The sequence below is a fragment of the Kineothrix sp. IPX-CK genome (genome assembly GCF_039134705.1).
Classification (GTDB): Bacteria; Bacillota; Clostridia; order Lachnospirales; family Lachnospiraceae; genus Kineothrix; species Kineothrix sedimenti.
On record NZ_CP146256.1, the window covers coordinates 1935157 to 1954940 of the forward strand.

19 protein-coding genes and 2 pseudogenes are annotated in these 19784 nt (G+C 33.7%); all 21 read left to right on the forward strand.

Annotated elements, in window-relative coordinates:
• The first annotated feature begins 1 nt into the window (after position 1).
• Positions 2-193, forward strand: coding sequence for a hypothetical protein (locus V6984_RS09415; protein ID WP_342755954.1), 192 nt, complete (start codon positions 2-4; stop codon positions 191-193).
• Between the two features lie 124 nt (positions 194-317).
• Positions 318-500, forward strand: coding sequence for a hypothetical protein (locus V6984_RS09420; protein WP_342759530.1), 183 nt, complete (start codon positions 318-320; stop codon positions 498-500).
• A 25-nt stretch (positions 501-525) separates the two neighbouring features.
• Entirely contained in the window at positions 526-792 is a 267-nt protein-coding gene (locus tag V6984_RS09425) for a hypothetical protein (protein ID WP_342759531.1), read from the forward strand.
• Positions 793-1173: 381 nt separating this feature from the next.
• Positions 1174-2400, forward strand: coding sequence for a hypothetical protein (locus V6984_RS09430; RefSeq protein ID WP_342759532.1), 1227 nt, complete (start codon positions 1174-1176; stop codon positions 2398-2400).
• 61 nt (positions 2401-2461) lie between these two features.
• On the forward strand, positions 2462-3580 hold the full coding sequence (locus V6984_RS09435; protein ID WP_342759533.1) for an AAA family ATPase: 1119 nt from the start codon (positions 2462-2464) through the stop codon (positions 3578-3580).
• A 68-nt stretch (positions 3581-3648) separates the two neighbouring features.
• Entirely contained in the window at positions 3649-4143 is a 495-nt protein-coding gene (locus tag V6984_RS09440) for a hypothetical protein (protein ID WP_342759534.1), read from the forward strand.
• A 98-nt stretch (positions 4144-4241) separates the two neighbouring features.
• Positions 4242-5693, forward strand: coding sequence for a DnaB-like helicase C-terminal domain-containing protein (locus V6984_RS09445; RefSeq protein WP_342759535.1), 1452 nt, complete (start codon positions 4242-4244; stop codon positions 5691-5693).
• A gap of 21 nt (positions 5694-5714) precedes the next feature.
• Entirely contained in the window at positions 5715-6743 is a 1029-nt protein-coding gene (locus tag V6984_RS09450) for a hypothetical protein (RefSeq protein WP_342759536.1), read from the forward strand.
• A complete protein-coding gene (locus tag V6984_RS09455) occupies positions 6718-8346 on the forward strand; it encodes a DHH family phosphoesterase (RefSeq protein ID WP_342759973.1) in 1629 nt (542 codons plus the stop codon). Before V6984_RS09450 ends, V6984_RS09455 begins: the two co-directional genes overlap by 26 nt.
• Positions 8347-8500: 154 nt before the next feature.
• Positions 8501-11641 (forward strand): PHP domain-containing protein, encoded by a 3141-nt coding sequence (locus tag V6984_RS09460; RefSeq protein ID WP_342759974.1) that lies wholly within the window; start codon positions 8501-8503, stop codon positions 11639-11641.
• Complete coding sequence (locus V6984_RS09465) at positions 11638-12168, forward strand: ERCC4 domain-containing protein (RefSeq protein ID WP_342759537.1); 531 nt, start codon at positions 11638-11640, stop codon at positions 12166-12168. The genes V6984_RS09460 and V6984_RS09465 overlap by 4 nt, the downstream gene beginning before the upstream one ends.
• A gap of 56 nt (positions 12169-12224) precedes the next feature.
• Positions 12225-12377 (forward strand): hypothetical protein, encoded by a 153-nt coding sequence (locus V6984_RS09470; RefSeq protein ID WP_342759538.1) that lies wholly within the window; start codon positions 12225-12227, stop codon positions 12375-12377.
• Positions 12377-12769: a hypothetical protein gene (locus V6984_RS09475; protein WP_342759539.1), complete on the forward strand. Its 393-nt coding sequence runs from the start codon at positions 12377-12379 to the stop codon at positions 12767-12769. Before V6984_RS09470 ends, V6984_RS09475 begins: the two co-directional genes overlap by 1 nt.
• Before the next feature lie 37 nt (positions 12770-12806).
• Positions 12807-13091, forward strand: coding sequence for a hypothetical protein (locus V6984_RS09480; protein ID WP_342759540.1), 285 nt, complete (start codon positions 12807-12809; stop codon positions 13089-13091).
• A gap of 22 nt (positions 13092-13113) precedes the next feature.
• Positions 13114-15051: an NAD-dependent DNA ligase LigA gene (ligA, locus tag V6984_RS09485; RefSeq protein ID WP_342759541.1), complete on the forward strand. Its 1938-nt coding sequence runs from the start codon at positions 13114-13116 to the stop codon at positions 15049-15051.
• Between the two features lie 122 nt (positions 15052-15173).
• Entirely contained in the window at positions 15174-15908 is a 735-nt protein-coding gene (locus V6984_RS09490) for a cell wall hydrolase (protein ID WP_342759542.1), read from the forward strand.
• Positions 15905-16141 carry an HPr family phosphocarrier protein gene (locus tag V6984_RS09495; RefSeq protein WP_425324239.1) on the forward strand — a complete coding sequence of 79 codons (237 nt, stop codon included), beginning with the start codon at positions 15905-15907 and terminating at the stop codon, positions 16139-16141. Before V6984_RS09490 ends, V6984_RS09495 begins: the two co-directional genes overlap by 4 nt.
• 13 nt (positions 16142-16154) lie before the next feature.
• A complete protein-coding gene (locus V6984_RS09500) occupies positions 16155-16694 on the forward strand; it encodes a guanylate kinase (protein ID WP_342759543.1) in 540 nt (179 codons plus the stop codon).
• Positions 16691-17143: a hypothetical protein gene (locus V6984_RS09505; RefSeq protein ID WP_342759544.1), complete on the forward strand. Its 453-nt coding sequence runs from the start codon at positions 16691-16693 to the stop codon at positions 17141-17143. The genes V6984_RS09500 and V6984_RS09505 overlap by 4 nt, the downstream gene beginning before the upstream one ends.
• A gap of 144 nt (positions 17144-17287) precedes the next feature.
• Positions 17288-18541: pseudogene (gene nrdD, locus V6984_RS09510) on the forward strand (anaerobic ribonucleoside-triphosphate reductase); the annotation flags it as partial.
• 276 nt (positions 18542-18817) lie between these two features.
• Positions 18818-19777, forward strand: a pseudogene (gene nrdD, locus V6984_RS09515) (anaerobic ribonucleoside-triphosphate reductase); the annotation flags it as partial.
• Positions 19778-19784 lie beyond the last annotated feature (7 nt).

A 19784-nucleotide genomic window follows, 5' to 3' on the forward strand; every position in this document is an offset into this window, starting at 1 on the left:
GATGAAAGAAAACAGGCTGACACGAAACGAAGCGATAGAAGCGGCGGATATACTGAGAGATATGCTTGATGATGAGCAAAGAAAAGCTGAACTGCTCAAACAGCGTAATAAAGAGCTGGAATTATTGCTTATGAAGAATGATATCGCAATTCCTGATTATGAATTATGGCATGGCGTATTACCCATGGTGTAAAAAGACAGTAAAAAACTGGAAAAAGCATCCATAGCGGTGCTTTTTCCCGGGTAAATAAAGTGGGGAATTTTCTCCGCTATTTTTGGGACTTTTTTATTGACAATCACATGAAAGTATTGAAGATATGTTTGATGAGTGGTTTAGAGACGGATCACATGATTTCAGAGATGGGGAAGATGGTAGAGAAGTAGCATTTTATGATGAGACTGGCGAAAAGTTATTTATTGGGGTTGAATCAGTGAACGAACTATTAAATATGATAGCTTCTATCAGGGTTATTAAGTGTGATAGAAAAATTATAGATTAAGTAATTAAAAAAGGAGAATACATATTTGAGTACATTGAGAAAATTAGAAAGAAGCGTAGTTAAAGGAAGTTTAACAAAAGAAAAGGTAAGCATCAAAAGAAATTTCGCTAATGCTTGGAGTGACTTTAGAGAAAAGAAATTTGTTGTTAAAGATGATGACGGAAATGTTCTTTCTGACAATACTCCAAGAAACACAATGAAGAAGAAGCAGCGGCATTTTGATAATGTAGAACAGTACAATAGACTATTTGCATATGCCGAAGCATTAAAGAAAGAAAAAGCTGAAAAATAGCATTCCGTATACAATATGTAGAGCGTTTGATATATGAGAAACACCATATATAGATAAAAAAGCGTAAGAAACTCCTGTTTCATAGGAGAAAACTAAGTAAAGAAACAAATCAGTTTGGCGACTGATAAAATAATACATATAGTGTAATTCACAAATTCATTATAACAATTAAAAACTGAACAGAGAATATCTGTACGGGTGCTGAAATAGCTCACCCTTGGGAGAGTTTGTCCATAAATAGCTGTTTTGACATAGATGGATTATTTATATAGAGTGATTTCCCTATGTATCGCTTGGAGACATGCGTTGATGTAATAGATGTTTTTATGTTTTACATATTTAACATACAAAAATTTTTAATTAACGGAGGTAGTTTATTTAATGAATTTTGAAATGACAGGCAAGATTGGACTCAGTAAAGAAACAGAAAAATTTAAACCATATTTAGAAACAACATATGATTCAGGATGGGTTAAAAGAAAGATTATGTTTAATGTAGTTTGTGGTGATAACAGACATTTGCTCACGGTAGATGCCGGCAGTTTTGCAGATGGACATGGAGACATTTATACTTTCAGCAAAGGTTCTATTGATGGTAGTGGTAATAAAGTAAAAGGTGAATCTTTAAAAATTCCATTTAAAGATAGACTCACATCAAAAAAACTGGCGGAAGTTGCTGAGTTTAAAAAGTTTATATTTGATTTAGAAAAGCCGGGAAGACGGTATAAACTAGAAAAAGCTGCCGAAAAAATCAAAGAGGGTACAAGTCTTACTGATGATGAGTTGAAAGAGGTTGGGTTAGAGAATGAATCAGAGGTAGTAGAAGCTCTTGAAAAGAGTAAGAAGAAGCATCATGAATTTATTTCTGAATGGGATTTTGCTGAATTTATCAAGAAGGTTATTGAAAGTGGAAAGTATAAAGACAGCAAGTTTTTCATTAGAGGAAATAGTAATTATCAGTATTCAGATAAAAAGCAGCAAGTATATGAAAGTTATGTTCCACAGCGAATCTATCTCGCAGCGGAAGATGCTGAAGAGTCCTCAACTGCAACTATCAAAATAATTTATAATGCCGAGAGTCTTGATTCTATGAGCGTTGAAGAAAAGGGTAAGTATTATGTGAATGGATATATGATGGAATATGATAATAATCGTAAATCCAATATTCCTGTTCCTATAACAATTACAATTCCGGTGGCAGCGAAAGACTCAAGTGAAAAGGATAAGAAATTCGTTGAGGGCATTAAGCGAAAATTCACTGTAGAAGATGATACATATAAAGAACTTGGTGTTGAAGTAAAGATGCTCAATGGTGCTCAGAAGGTTGAAATCACAGATGATATGCTGACAGACGAACAGAAAGAGGATTTAGATTGTGGTCTCATTACTCTTGACGATATTCGTTCAGAGCTTGGCGGAAGTGTGTATGGAGATAGAATTCAGGAATATCAGTTCTTGAAAATTGCACGAGGTTTTACTAAGGGAAGGAATGAAACAGTATACACCGATGATGATATGGTAATCAGACCAATCGAAGAAGAATTATCGGAAGGTACAGAAGATTTGTTTGAGGACGAAGACATAGCAGATAATGACGACGATCTGTAAAATATAGGATAATTCCTCAAAATTCAAACAAAGTATTAACATAAAAGGAGATTTTTATTAAATGCAGAAACCACAGATTAATGTAATTAAACCAGATATTAAAAATTTATCAATCTATCTAAGGTCAACTAAGAAATTTGGAAAGACAACACTTTTCAGAGATGTAATTCTTGCAAAATATGGAGATGCTTCAAGAGGACTTTTGGTTGGTTGTGGGAACGAAGTTGGATATAAAATGCTTGATAACTTAAATGTTACTCAGGTCAAAACATATAAGGATATGATTGAACTTTCAGATTGGTTAATCAAAGAAAAGGGGAAAGAGCATAATATTGAAATTATCGCTTTTGATACTGGAGATGAACTTACACTGATTACAGATACTGAGACAATCAGGCAGAGCAACATTGAAAACCCGAATAAGAAATGTAAGTCTGTAAAAGCCGCATTTGGTGGATACACAGCAGGAGAAAAATATTCAGCTAATGATTTGGTTAAGCCATATATGACAAAGTTGCAAGAAGCTGGATTTGGGGTGTGGGCTATTGCACATACGAAATTTAAGACAATCAAGGAAAAGGGTGGACTTGAGGAAGATGGCTACATGCAGTTATCCTCTAATATGAGTGCTGATTACGAAGCCGCATTTGGTGATATTTTTGATGTGGTTCTCACTGGTGTAATTGATAGAGATTTAGAAGAAAAGAAAGTAGGAGACAAGACTAAGAAATATACAACTGATACTGTTCGTAAATTGTATTTCAGAGGGACTACTTTGATTGATGCTGGTGGACGATTTGCGGATGGGGCCGTACCAGAGTATATGATATTTGATAAACCTGATATGGGTTCGGAATTCATTAAAGTTGTAGAAGAGGGAATGGAAAAATCTAAGACAACATTTGATAAGCCAAAGACATCAACAAAATCCAAGAAGGAAGAAAAGAAACCAGATCCACTAGAAGAATCGGCAGATGATATTGATACAACACCACCATTTGAAGAAGAAACTAATACTTCCGATTATCCGGATAACCTAGAGGAAACCATCAGAGTCATGTTCAAGGAGTGCAAGGACAAGGACTTGAAAGCAGAAGTAAAAACAATTATCAACTCTTTTGGTAAATTAAATGATTGTGACGATAGTGCTTTGAAAGAAATTTATGACAAATTGAAATAGCTATGTTTATAAAATAATCAGATTGGGTGGTCTTGCAAGCCACCCAATACTATTAAGGTGGTGGGAAGATGCTTGTCAAATGCAAAATATGTGGAAGCAAGGCAGATAGAAATGAAGCATATAAAGTAGTAGTTGATGGGAAAAATCATTACTACTGCAACAAAAATGAATATACTGAATGGAGAAAAAAGAAAGATATAAAGGATAGGACATATAATCTGATTTATGAGATTTTTGATAGAAAAGTAACTAATACAATTTTATACAAAGAAATTGTTGAGCTTGCAGATGTTTATACATATGAAAAAATATTGGCATATCTCATAGATAATGAAAATTATCTAACAAGTGTTATAAAGAAAACTTTTATAAGTGAATATGCTCAAATTAGATATTTTACAGCAATCTTAAAGAACAGCTTAACTGATTTTCAATATGATGGCGAATCAAAAGTGGAAATCAATAGGTTGGATATACCTGATGTCTCTAATAATCAATTTAGTAGAAAGAAAAGGAAAAAATCATTGTCTGAATACGAGGAGGAAGTTGGTGAGCAGATATAGGCGAATTTCTTACAGGAGTCACAGATAAATACCCACTACAGTTATTAAAAGGAAGAGTAAAGGTAGAGGGAAACGTAGTTAGTTGCTTGTTCAAAGATATGCTTTTACTAGATGAAATCACACTAGAACAGAAAGATTTTATTACAAGTGATGGGTTATTCTATTTTTCATTACTTAATCAGCTAAGAGGAAAAGGCTTTTATTCCCTTGACGAGGTTACAATTCTGTCAAATATGAATGAAGATGTAATTGAAAGATATGAGTCTTGTGGCGGATGGGATTCCATTCAGCATCAAATTGATATCATCAATGAGAAAAATTTTGATACATATATAGATATCCTATATCGAGAAAACATTATTTTACACATGCATGAGGACGGCTTTAATCTTTTAAAAAAGATTGACGTTAATGGAAAAGAAATATCACCTCTTAGTATGTTCCGTAAAATGGACGCTGAATCTGTAACCGATTGGTATGAAGCAAGAATTAGTTCTTATGGAACTGGATATTCAAGCAAGATTATTGAGGAAGAAGAAATTGATTTTGATGATGAATTTATTAATAATTGCCAAGAAGGATTAGAAAATGGTGTTCCTTTTGATATTGCTGGGTATGACATAAATGGAGAAGAAATGAATTGCTTTCAGTTTCTATCAAGGCAAGTAAATGGTTTATTAGAAGGGACTCTTACCATGATGGGAGGATATAGTAGCACAGGTAAATCTACTTGGTGGGTAACAGTTATAATGGCACTCCTTTATAGAGATAGGAAAGTGCTGATAATATCTAACGAAGAAAATGTTAAGAAATTCAAAATTAAATTCATGGTTTGGTTGCTTGGCAAGAGAAACAGATACTTTAAATTAACAAAGAAAAAATTAATGAGCGGAGACTTGAATGCAGAGGACAGAAAACAGTTGTCCTCAGTTCAGGATTATTGGAGGAAGAATTACAAAGGAAGAGTTAAATTCATTTCATTGGCCGATGCAAATATGTCAACAGTAAAGAAGAAAGCTAGGGAAAATATCCTTAGATATGGATACGACACAATATTATATGACACATTCAAACTGGATTTTGACTCTGCTGGTAGCACCAGGCAAGATTTATCTCTGATAAAAGATAGCCGTGAGTTGGATTCATTATGTAAAAAGTATAATGTAATTGGATTGGCCTCTCTACAGCTTGCTATTAATACAATAGGAAAGTTATTTCTTGACAGTTCTGTTTTATCGAATAGCAAACAGATAAAAGAAGTTTTAGAAGGATTATATCTTATGCGTAATGTATATGATGAAGAACTAGATCCTGATAATAAAAAATATTATTGTAAGCCTTTCAAATTGAAAAAGGTAAATGATAAATGGATTCAAGAAGAATATGTGTGTGATAGGAATGCTGTTTGGAGAATGGTATTTCCAGATAAAACTAGAAGTGGGGCAAATTCATCAGATAATGGGATAGCATATTTGTTAAAGTTTTCAGGAGATCACTGTATCTTTAGAGAGGTAGCACAATGCTATCCTAAACACGGATATATACAATAATAAGAAGTAGAGTGGTGAGATATGTTATCAGAAATTAAAAAGGAGTTAATTAATCACCCTGAAAAACTCAAGGAAGTCTTAAAACATTTTGGTTATTGTAATGTGATAGTTAGAACAAAATATTTACAGTTTGGTAGAGATGAATATTCATCAAAAAAGTCTCTAGTTGTTAAACTGGAAAATAACCAGTATCTGTATGTGACTGATTATGCAAGGAATATTCAAAAAGACTTATTTAGTTATATTAGCGAACAAAGAAAAATTGAATTTTCAGAAGTGCTGCATGGACTAAAAGGGATATTGTGTATATCTGACTACTGTGAATATTTTAGTAAAAAGGGAATTTTTGGTGGGTTTTATGAACGCATTAGAAAAAAAAGCACATACAAAGTCAATACATATAATGAATCCATCTTAGACAATTATGCAAAATACGGCAATTTAAGATTCCTTGAAGATAGCATATCAATAAACACTCAACAGTTTTTTAATATTAGATATGATGTTGAGTCACAAGGAATTGTAATACCAATATACGATCAAATAGGGCAACTCATAGGTATAAAGACCAGGGTGAATTTTGAGGTTTCAGATGGTGAGCAGAAATATTACTATTTGATTCCATGTGCAATGTCTCAAACATTATATGGGTATTCACAGAACTATAACTATTTAGTGGAAAATACAGTGTTTATATTTGAGTCTGAGAAATCAGTGATGCAATGTCATTCATATGGAATAAGGAACTGTGTCGCACTAGGGAGTGGTTCTATTAGTTCAAAACAAGTGCAGATGATATATGAACTAAATCCAAGTAAAGTAATTTTTATGCATGATGTTGGATTTGACTTAGAAAATATTATGAGAAATATCTTATTGGTAAAATCATATTCAAGATTTTCGGAAATTGAATTAGGGTATTGGAATTACTTTGACTATGGATATGAAGGGAAGATATCTCCCTCTGATTTAGGGAAAACCGAATTAGAGAGAATTATAAATACAGAAATTTTATTGATTGGAGATGATGAAAGCGAAGACAACTTATAATGTAATTTCTGATTGTCGGGGAATGTGTGAGAATGAAATAATAAATACAATTATTTCTGATAGAGGAATTAAAGATGTAGAGCATTTTTTGAATCCAAATGAAGGTGATTTGTTACCTTTAGATTCCTTAGAAAATGTTGATATGGCGAGAAAAATTGTTGAAAACGGAATTGATTGTGGCTTTCACTTTGGCATTTTATGGGATACAGATACTGATGGAGCAACTTCAGGTGCAATAATGACCAGATATTTAATGAATTTTACAAAAGCTGTGTCTCCATTTATTAATGAGGGGAAATCCCATGGATTGATTGGACAAGATATTGATAGATTCAATGATTGCGATATTGTGATTATTGTGGATAGTCTGGATAAAGATATAACTCAATATAGAGAATTAGTATCAAGGGGTAAAGAAGTTGTGGTCTTAGACCATCATGCCATCGATCAAGATGTACCATATGATGAATATATCACATTAGTTAGCTCACAGAGAAATTATGATAATCTCAATCTGTCGGGCGCAGGTGTTGTGTGGAAGTTTTGTAAATACCTTGACCAATATTTTATGGAAGATTATGCAGATGACTATGTTGATCTGGCGGCCTGTGGGCTTGTGGCAGATATGATGGACGTTTCTGAAAACAGCATGGAGAATAGATACATAATTGAGATTGGTTTAGATCGAATGATAAATCCCGCAATAAAAAAAATTGTGGGGAGTTTTCCTTTTAATAGTACAGCTATCTCCTTCAGTATTGCTCCACTGATAAATGCAGCAAACCGTATGAATAGAAATGTGACGGCCATGAATGCATTTTTAGCAGACGACAATAAGGAGGTTCTTAAGTATATAAAAGAATTAAAGAAATGCAAAGAAGAACAAAATGAAGAAGTTGAAAAATTAATGGATAACATTATTGTTCAAGCAGATGGACAATTAGATAAAAAAGTCATATCTATTTTTATAAATAGTGAAAATGGAATCTCTGGACTGATTGGGAACAAACTACTTGAAAGATATCAAAGACCTTTGTTGATTTTAAAAGAGATAGAGATAGATGGAGAAAAATATTATGCGGGATCTGCAAGAGCGATTGGTATCGATGATTTTAGAAAACTTTGTAATGAAACTGGTGTTGCTGAAGCAAATGGACATGAGTTGGCATTTGGGATACAGGTAAAGGCAAAGAAATATGGAGATTTTATTTCCAAACTTGAAGAGTCTTTAGAAAACATTGAAATTAAGATGGCAAGAACTGTGGATATTGAGTTAGATATATCTGATATAACAAGAGATTTAATTGACAAAATTAAGACTATAGATAAAATATCTGGAACAGGTTTTAAACCAATAACAGTAAAAGTATCTGATATTACGGAATATGAGGTGGGTAGTATGTCTCAAGGGAAACATCTTGTGTTAAAACCAACAGATTATTTACAACTTATCAAATGGAATTGGAATGGTTCTTTTGATGATATGGAGGATAATGCGATATTAGAAGAACCAATAACTGTAATTGGCAAATTGGATTCTGGTTGGTTAGGAAGAACGTTTTCCTTAAAAATAATATGTGATGAAGTAAAGGTGGTGGCATAGAATAGGGACTTTAGAATTAATCAAAACAATTATTCCAACGCTGAATTTCAAATTTCCATATTTAGTCGAGGATTATGTAGAAAATTTATATCTTGAAAACTATCATTGCCACAAAGATTTTAGTAATACAAGTACTCCTGATTGTGCAGAATCTATTGAGAATTATGCAAAACTGACTCATGAATATGGGTCGAAGTGTCTGTTTTCAGGAGATCATGGTTCCCAGGGAAATCAATTCTTAGTCTATAAAACTTCCGAAAATGAAAAATTGAAATATATTCACTCAACAGAAGCCTATTGGGTGAAGAACCGGCATGAAAAAGATAGAAAAAATTGTCACATGGTTATTGTCGCCAAGAACGCAGATGGTAGGGGCGATATTAATTTTGCCTTATCAAGAGCAAATGAGGACGGATATTACTATAAACCAAGAATTGACTTGGAATTATTATTTGATATTCCAAAGGATAATGTAATTGTTACCTCTGCGTGTATTGCAGGTTGGAATTACGAAGATGCTGAAGATATTTGGATTAAAATTCACAACTATTTTGGCGATAATTTTTATCTCGAAGTTCAACCACATAATACAGATAAACAAAAGAAACTTAACCAGAAGATTCTTAGAATTGCCAAGGATAACAATATCCAGATTATAGCTGGCATGGATAGTCACTTTTTAAACGATAAGTCATCAATAAAACGTGATCAGATTCTTAAATATAAGGGAGTAAATTATCCAGACGAAGAAGGATGGTACATGGATTGGCCGGATACTAAGACGGTAATCCAGAGATTTAAAGAACAGGGTATCTTATCCGAAGAAGATATTTATAGATCTATTATGAACACTAATGTGTTTGTAACAGAGTGCAGAGAGATTATTCTTGATAAATCATTCAAAATTCCCACTGTCTATCAAGGTAAGACATATGAAGAAAAGTGCAAGATATACAAACATGAACTAAATATCGCTTATGCAAAAGAAAAGGAAAAGTCAAAAAAAAAGGCAGATGGAGTAAGGTACGAAGCCAAGGAAGTTATGGATTCTGGTGTTGTAGATTATTTCCTAACAAGCAAGGCTATTGTTGATGATGCAGTGAACAATGAGGGAGGTATATTAACAACAACTTCTCGTGGTAGTGCAGCTTCATTTATTACAAATAAATTATTAGGACTTACAACCGTTGATAGATTCAATGCCGATATCCCTATTTATCCAGAAAGGTTTTTAACAAAAGAACGTGTGGTTGCGGGTATGATGCCTGATATTGATTTAAACGTAGCTACTCAAGAACCGTTTGTAAAAGCGACAAAGAAATTATTGGGAGAACATGGCTGCTATCCATTAATGGCTATAGAAAAACTAAAAGAAAAGGCTGCATGGCAATTATACGCTGGTGCAAATGATGTTAGCCCTGATGATGCAAATCAAATCTCAAAGTACCTAGATGAATACAATAAAGCATTAAAATATGCTGATGACGAAGAAAAAGATTTGATTTTGGTTGAAGACTATATCCCCGATGATTATCTGGAATTATATAAACAAAGTAACGAATATCAGGGGATTACAATCAATTTAAAATGTCATGCCTGTGGACACATAATTTTTAATGGAGATGTTCGTAGAGAAATTGGACTCATCAGTGCTGTTTCTGAAACAACTGGTCAAAGAACTCTTTGTGCTGCTATTGAAGGTGGATACCTTGATGAATTTGGATATGTAAAAGAAGATTTTCTTATTGTTGATAGTGTTTATCTTACATATAAGTTTTTTGGCAGTATTGGTATGAAAGTTCCAACATTTGATGAACTTAGAAAAATGATAGACGGAGATAAACTCACATGGAAAATATACGAAAAGGGTATTACTTGTTGTGTGAATCAATGTGAAAAAGAAGCTACTACTAATAGAGTTAAGAAATATAAACCACAAAATTTACGAGAATTGAGTAGTTTTATAGCCGCTATACGCCCTGGATTTGCATCTCTATTGAGCACATTTTTGAATAGGGATCAGTATACAACAGGAGAATCAAAAATTGATGACTTACTGTCAGATACTGCTCATTTTATGATATATCAAGAATCAATTATGAAAGTTTTATCATTCCTGAAATTAGAAATGGGAGAAACATATGGTGTAATCAAGTCCATTTCAAAGAAAAAATTGAAGGGAGAAAAGAAACAACGCTTATTAGATGAACTGACTACATCATGGAAAGAAGAATTCCATAACACTAATAGTTTTAATAATGTGTGGAATGTTATTGAGGATTCAGCTAGATACGCTTTCAACTCACCTCATGCTTACAGTATGGGAGGAGATAGCGCATATCAAGCGTGGTTTAAAGCGCATCATACAAAAGAGTTTTATGAGGTCTCCATTAACCACTATCAAGAAAAAAATAAGAAGAACAAAATTGATGCACTCGTGAAAGAGGCTATAAAGTTTTATGGGTATAAACTAGGAGATTACGAATTTGGAGCAGACAATAGAAAAGTTACGATTGATGAGGAATTTGGATTGATTTATCCTAATCTATCTAGTATTAAAGGGTTTGGAGAGGGAGTATCTGAAACACTTTTTGAATTAGGACAAAAAGAATATGACAATTTTACTGATGTTTTGGTAACTCTGTTTTCAAATTCAATAAACAAAACTGTTATTGATAAATTGATTAGAATCAATTATTTCAAAAAATACGGTGATGTTAATACTCTTTTGTGGATAACAAAATATTATGATTTAGTCTTTGAAGCCAAGACCATATCAAAGTCAAAGGCTGAGAAAAACAATCTCTCATTTGATATCTTGAAAAAATACGGAAATGAAACAGAGAAACAATTCAATAAGATTAATTCAGTCGGTTTGTTAAATGAACTAATTCAGAACATCAAGTATCAAGAATTGACTATAAAAGAACGTCTGGATAATGAAAGAGAGGTATTGGGAATTGTATCTAGTTACGAAGAGAAAGCCGATAAGAGATTATATTATGTCTCTGAATTAGAGGTCAAGAAGTCAATTACAAATGTAAAATTATTTGAAATCTATAGTGGTAAAGCTAGAGAAGTAAAAATGTGGTCGAGTCAGTATACTAGGAGTCACTTCGAATTAGGTGATATTTTATATATAACCTGTTTGGAGAAAAAGAACAAAAAAGAGCCAACAGGTGAAATAAATCCAGACACCGGAAAAAAGATTTATAAAGAGATACCTGATAAATTTGAATACTGGTTGAGCAGATTTATTATAAAAAATGATATTGAAAACGAGGTGGGAGATTGAAATATTATTATACTGACAAGCAATTGAAGGAACTGGTTTCTTACCTCGTTATCCTTCATACTACCAATGAGCAGAAGAACCAACATATTTTAGACTATTATGATAAAAGATGTATTAAACACAAAGCAAAAGCTCTAAAGACAGGAGACTATTCATTTATGATAGAATCTTGCCCAGAATTAGGATTTGCAAAAGATACATATTTTACAGATGAATTGTGTATTGAAAGAAAGAATTCCGTTGATGAATTGGCAGGTAATATCAAAGAACATGATGAGAGATTCTTTAAGGAACTGAACAGGATGATTAATATCAAAAATTCTTATCTTCTAATAGAGAATAATAGATTAGATGATATTGTTAGCCATAATTATCGGTCAGAGTACAATGAACTTGCTTTTATTAGAAGATTGTTGGGGGTTCAAAAGGTTGCAAACATTTATATTAATTTTATTAATAAAGAGAATATGGGATTTATGATTTATGAGATTTGCTACAGTGCTTTAATGGGGCAGATACTGAAATAATTTATATTTTTGCCTTGAAACATATTTTTCATAAAGAAAATTAGGAGGTCTATTATATGGGAACGTGGGTAGTGACGGCACAGGTTGAAGTGGAAGTAGAGGCAAACAATGAAAATGAGGCAATATCAAATGCAGAAAATGAATTAGGATTTGATGTTACTAGTTTTCGGGTGTTGAATGCTGAATCTTGTGATGAGGAGGACGAATAATGTATCAGAACTGTTGTAAAAAGTGTGGTAGCACATCGCTCCACACAGAGGTAAAGGGCAATAACACTGGTTTATATTGTGATGATTGCGGAGCATGGGCGAAATGGCTATCCAAAGATGAGTTAAGAGCGTTTGAGCATAGTAAAAAAGAGAATAAGAATCAAAGCGATATTATTGAGTGCGAAATCCCAATTGGCAGATTGTGTTGCTTTAAGCCATTAGATCAAGACTCGATCTATTTTGGACACATGGCTGGCAAGGTAGTTGATGATTTTGAAAACATGACATATATGTATGTGCTTGTGTGTGACGATAGATATTTCTTTTCAAGAAAGGTCATTATCAAACCAAACGACGTTCACACGTCCAACGAGGCGAAGAGGTATTTCTAAAAAGTCATGAATCGGGGATTTCAAAGGAGGGTAATGATTGAATAATATTAATCAGTTTATATTGAAAGTATGTACAGTATCAAGTGACGATTGGTTTTGGCTATATATCAATGGAGAATTTACAGGGTATGAAGGACATGGATTAGAACCTTGTGATTTTGCAAAAGCAATTAACGAATATATTGATAAACGAAGTAATGGTTTTCATCTTGCGTATATCACTGGTATTGATTATAAAGAGTACTACATAAATCAAGAATATGCCGAAGATTATGGATGTCCACAATTATTTGGAGATATTCCGGAAGATATGTTTCTGTAGGATTAATTAAAGGAGGATGTTGTTGAATAAAGTAGATAGAATTAATGAATTAGTGGAAGAACTTAACAAAGCTGCAAATGCCTATTATAAGTACGATAATCTAACTATGACAGATAAACAGTACGACGACTTGTACGATGAGTTGTTCGCTCTTGAAAATGAAACAGGATACATATTAACCGGATCTCCTACACAGAAAGTTCAGGGAGATGTCGTTGATTTTCTTGTAAAAGTAGAACATAAATATCCAATGCTTTCATCTAATAAAACAAAGGACTTAGCAATAGTTCGTAAGTTTATTGGAGACAACGATGTGATTCAGTCGTGGAAGCTGGACGGATTAACAGTGGTAGCGGAGTATAAAAATGGAATGCTTTACAAGGCGGTCACTAGAGGGAACGGTATAGTCGGAGAGGATGTTACTCATACATTTAAGCATTGCATCAATCTTCCAGTTAAACTTAGAGAGCCAGCAAACATTACGTTTAGAGGAGAATGTGTAATTCCGTGGGGCACATTTGAAGAAATTAATTCCGAATTAGAAGAAACGTATTCTCATCCACGTAATCTTGCAGCCGGGACACTAAGACAGTTAGACGCTAATATTGCTATTGAACGGAAGTTAGAGTATTACGTGTTCGATGTGGTGGATGGATTTGAATCTGGAAATCTAATAGGGAATTATGCCTATGCATCAGATTTGGATATGCCGGTTGTGGAACATTGTATGGTTAGTGGAAATTTAGAAGAGTGTTTTAGAAAGTTTAATCCAGAAAATTTTAGACTACCAGTTGACGGTCTAATTTACCGCTATGATGATACAGGGTATGGGAAATCCCTTGGAACCACTTCGCATCACCCTCTTGATATGTTGGCTTTTAAATGGCAGGATCAATTATATGAGACGATATTGACGGATATTGAGTGGAACACATCTAAAACGGGACTAATTAACCCCGTTGCTATTTTTAATCCGGTAGACCTTGAAGGGGCTGTTACCACGAGAGCCACCTTACACAATGTATCTTATATAGAAGATTTAGAATTAGGAATTGGCGACACGATACAAATTTACAGAAGCAACATGGTAATACCTAAGGTACATGCAAATCTTACAAAGAGTAATACATGGATGATTCCAGATAAATGTCCATGCTGTGGTGGAGAAGCAGAAATCCACAATGAGAATGGAAGTAAGACACTCCATTGTTGCAACGACGCTTGTACCGCCAAGTTACTCGCAAGGATAGTTCATTTCTGTTCAAAGAACGCTATTAACATAGAAGATATGAGTGAAGCAACGATTGAGTTTGTTGTAAATAAGGGATGGATAAGACGATTTAAAGATATATACGATTTAAAACAATATACAGGTGAATGGATTAAATGTAGTGGTTTCGGTCAGAAGTCAGTATATAAGCTGATTGATAATATAGAAAAAAGTAGAAATACTGCGCTTGATAGATTTATATATTCGCTATCAATACCGCTTATCGGAAAAACAGCAAGTAAAACTATTTCAAAGTATCTGAATGGAAGTTTTGAAGATTTCTTTGATAAGTGGATAAATAATTATAACTGGACTTTACTTGATGATTTTGGAGCAACTATGAATGATAGTATGAATAATTTTATTCTACACAATTGCCTATGGGTAAAGAAATTGGCAGACGAGTTTGTTTTTAATGAACCAAAACTTAATCAGCAAAAAGATGTTTTGAATACTTTGGATAGAAAAACATTCGTAATAACTGGTAGCGTCAATCGCTTTAAAAATAGAGATGAGCTTAAAGAACTGATTGAATCCCTTGGTGGGAAGGTATCAGGAAGTGTGAGTACTAAAACAGACTTTTTGATAAATAATGACTCCACATCAAATAGTGGGAAAAATAAGAAAGCTTTTGAATTAAGAATTCCAGTTATTACAGAAGAAGAGTTTATGAAAATGATTAATTATTAATGATGTTGGCGCATCAAACAGAGAATATACATATAAGATAATTCAAAATCCCAAAATGAATTATGCACTGTGGACGCACAGAAAAATAAATGGATACCGGTATCCTCTATAACGGAGGATGAATGAAAAAAATAGTAACAATATTAATGAGAAACGCGGAGAATATAGTTGTTTTTATTATCTTTGCAATAGTTTTAGTTGACACTGCTCTACTGTTTGGTGTTATGTCGCACAATAAGGAAGAAAGACGAGAAGTTATTGAACTGGAAGTAGAGAAGCAACCAGAAACAGAAGTTGTTGAAGAACAAACAGATGATAGGTCGAAGACAATTCGAGATTTGAATGTTTATGAAATGGCACAACTCGAATATATTTCTGCTATAGCTGATTATCAAAAGGGTTTTTATACGGATTTGAAAGAGTGGTATTTAGATTATAAAAGTATATTTACAAAATACGACCTCTTCATTGATAAGCCAGAAACAATATACGATTATTACACGGAAAAAGAGTTGGATTTATTGTTTCGTGTTGTTCAAGCCGAAGTTGGTGATGAATATTCGTTTGAACAGAAGTGTAATGTTGCAAGCATTATTTTAAACAGAATAGAAAATGGAGAATTTGGTGATGATAGTATGCTTGGTGTTCTGACGGAAGATCAATTTACGACTATTGCAAACGGTAGATATTTAGAAGTAGAGGTATCTGAAGACACTATTCTAGCGTGTGAATTTGCATTTGAAATAGATGATACCACGGATGGATGTTTATTTTTTGACAGCAACGGAACGTTAAATTATAGCTTTGTCAGGAACGACGGAGCACACAATTTATACCGATTAGAGGAGAAAAAGTGAAAAGCATGGAAATAAAATTCAAGTCACCGGAAGATACTACGGAATTTATTAATATATGTAGTTCTTTTATTAGTGACATTAATATTTACGATGGAAGTATAGCGGTTGATGCAAAATCAATTATCTCTGTATTTTCTCTTAGTCAAAGTAAGTCTGTAAGGGTGGAAATGATTAGTGAAGATAAAAATGAGATAGACAGATTTATTGAGAAAATAAGAAAGTTTGAGGTGTGATAAAGTGGTTACTATGTTGGGAAAGACAAATTCGGGGAAGGACAGTATTGTAAATAAACTTGTAAAAGAGCATGGATTTAAAAGGGCAATTACATATACAACCCGTCCTATGAGAGACGGAGAAGTTCAAGGTTCCACATATCACTTTATAAACGATTATGAGTTCGATGCAAAAGTAAAAGAAGGATTCTTTGCAGAGTACAAAACTTATGAAACAGCATTTGGTATTTGTAAATATGGCTCCTCAAAAGAATCTTACATAAATTCAGATAAAAAAACTATCATCATACTTACGCCAGATGGATATAGGGATGTGCTGAACACCTTAGACCCAAAACTTACCGCCATCTATATTTATGCTAATAATCAGACCATAAAAGAACGCTTGAAGAAGCGAGGAGATAATAAAGAAGAAGCTGAACGTAGGCTATTACACGATAATGAAGACTTTAAGGGAGTTGAAAACATTGTGGGCAAGATTGTCTACAACAATAAGTCCAATAATATTGACGATGTGGTAAATACTATTGTGAAATATTTGGAGGGTAGATGAAGAAGATATACTTATGTGGAGCGTGTGAGCAGGTAAGTTTCGAGGAAAGTCAGAAGTGGAGGGTTGAGAGTGAAGAATGGTTTGAGAAAAATGCAGAAGGATTTATTTGTATCAATCCAAATGATTATTTTGAGTACGATAAATCGTACCATAAAACAGATAGTGAAGTTTTTAGATTTTTGCTGCGTAAAGTTAGAGAGTCGGACGTAGTGCTGGTTAATTTAGATAGTATTAGACAGTCAGTAGGCAGTATTGTAGAAATACATGAAGCGTTTGTTAATAATATTCCGGTCATTGGATTCTATAACAGAGATAAAAAATTGAAAAATAAGGACAAGAAATCACTGTTTCATTCGTGGATTTACGAGATGGTGGACAGGATCGAAACGGGTAGTCATGCTCATGAGTGGGCTATGAATTACATAAAGGATTATTATGGGTACTGTTAATAAGAATAGTAATCTCTTTTGGTGGATTATTTGTGGGTTAATTATTATTGCATGGAATGTATATTTGTATCATCAGCCACCAAGAGAATATGATGTTTATGACATTATTAGAATGGAACAAATGGTAAATTAGTCGGAGGGTAAATATTGCAGATAATTAAAAAAGATGGAACTTTAGAAGAATATGACGAACAAAAAATAATAGATGCTTGTAACAAGGCGGCAAGAAGGGCGATGGTGAATTTATCTGATGAAGACTATCAGTTAATTTGTTCGTCTGTCTGGCAAAGACTTGTAGAGAGTGACATGGAAGATACTGAAATATATGAGATGCATAATATTGTAGAATCGGTATTAGAAGAACATTTTCCTTTAATTGCAAAGATGTATAAGGAATACAGAAATTATAAAAAAGACTTCGTACATATGATGGACAAAGTATATGAACGAAGCCAAGCAATAAGATATATTGGAGATAAAAGTAATGCTAATACAGACTCGGCTTTAGTAGCTACAAAACGAAGCCTTATATATAACGAATTAAGTAGTGAGTTATATAAAAAGTTCTTTCTTACGCACGCTGAAAAACAAGCTATGAAAGACGGGTATATTTATATTCATGATAGAAGCGCAAGACTGGATTCGTTTAATTGTTGTTTGGCGAAAGTCGGGGATGTCATGCGTGGCGGTTTTGAGATGGGTAACGTCTGGTATAACGAACCTAATTCACTTGATACAGCTTTTGATGTGATGGGTGATATTATTCTTTCAACCGCTGCTCAAGAGTATGGCGGATTTACCGTGCCAGAAGTTGATAAGATTCTCTCTCCATATGCACAAAAAACATATAGTAAACAATATAAAAAATATTTCAAATTACTTATGAGTGATAAAAGAAAGACGGTGAAATCGTTAGGTATAGAATGGGCTTCTTTGTCTAAATCGATTATGGATGAACTATGGTCGCAAGCAGATAGCGCATCAAAAGAAGAAGCGGACTACGATGTCAAACGTGATTTTGAACAGGGCTGGCAAGGGATTGAGTATAAGTTAAACACGGTTGGTAGTTCGCGAGGAGATTATCCTTTCATCACAATGACGCTTGGTTTGTCTATGTCAAAATTTGGAAAAATGGCAGCTATAACATTATTAGATGTACATGCTAAAGGACAGGGTAAAAAAGGATTCAAGAAACCCGTGCTATTTCCTAAGATTGTATTTTTATATGATAAGGAATTACATGGCGATGGGAGTGATAAGTATCCGAGCGCAGATGTATTTAACGCAGGAATTGAATGTAGTAGCAAGACAATGTATCCAGATTGGTTGAGTCTTACTGGTGAAGGGTACGTGCCAGAGATGTATAAAAAATATGATAGAGTTGTAAGTCCTATGGGTAAGTGCAAATCAGCCCATGTAAAACGGTATTTAACTGTTGCTTAACAGGTGTGGTTATTATGACTGCTAACAGATAGGTCTATAGGAGAAGAGATTCGTTTGAACTATAGATGAAGCTGTGCTTTAGAAATAAAGTGAATCGACTAACGGTGATGAGTGTAACCGTGTAGAAATGGAGATAAGCGCCATTTCCAAAGATACCGCCCTATGAAGAGAGTAGGAACATCTCCGAGGGAAAAGCTAGTCAGTACCACTAGTGATAGTGGATTAATTATGTGTAGAGCATTTCTTTCTCCGTGGTATGAACGTGGGGGAATGGAGCCGGAAGATGAAAATGATAAACCAGTATTTGAAGGAAGATTTAATTGTGGTGCTGTTTCATTACATTTGCCAATGATATTGGCGAAAGCCAGACAAGAATCCAAAGATTTTTATGAGGTATTAAACTATTATCTCGAATTAATCAGAGGATTACATAAACGAACCATGGATTATATTGGCGAATTAAGAGCATCTACAAATCCAATTATGTTTTGTGAAGGTGGCGCTTATGGTGGAAATTTAAAGCCTGACGATAAAATCAAAAGTATTCTTAATCCTATGACAATATCTTATGGTATAACAGCACTTAACGAGCTACAAAGACTCTTTAATGGAAAATCTATTAGAGAAGATGGCGAATTTGCTTTAGAAGTTATGAGATACATAAATGATTACATCGACAGAATAAAAAAGGAAGATAAAATTCTTTATGCCATTTATGGTACTCCCGCTGAATCGTTATGCGGACTACAGATTGAACAGTTTCGTAAATTATATGGAGTTGTAGAGAATGTGTCTGATAAACCGTATGTAAGCAATAGTTTCCACTGTCATGTTACAGAACAAATATCTCCTATAGAGAAGCAGGATAAAGAAGAACGTTTTTGGGATATGTTTAATGGTGGTAAGATACAGTATTGTAGATATAACTTAAATTATAATAAATTAGCTATCAAGACATTAATTTTAAGAGCGATGGAAAAAGGTTTTTATGAAGGCGTAAATCTTGCATTATGTTATTGCGAAGATTGCGGGTATCAACAAGTGGAAATGGATGTTTGCCCTCAGTGTGGCAGTAAGATGATTACTAAGATCGACAGAATGAATGGATACTTAGGTTTTACACGCGTACATGGAGACACTCGATACAATCCTGCAAAAAATAAGGAAATCGATGACAGAGTTAGTATGTAATAATGAG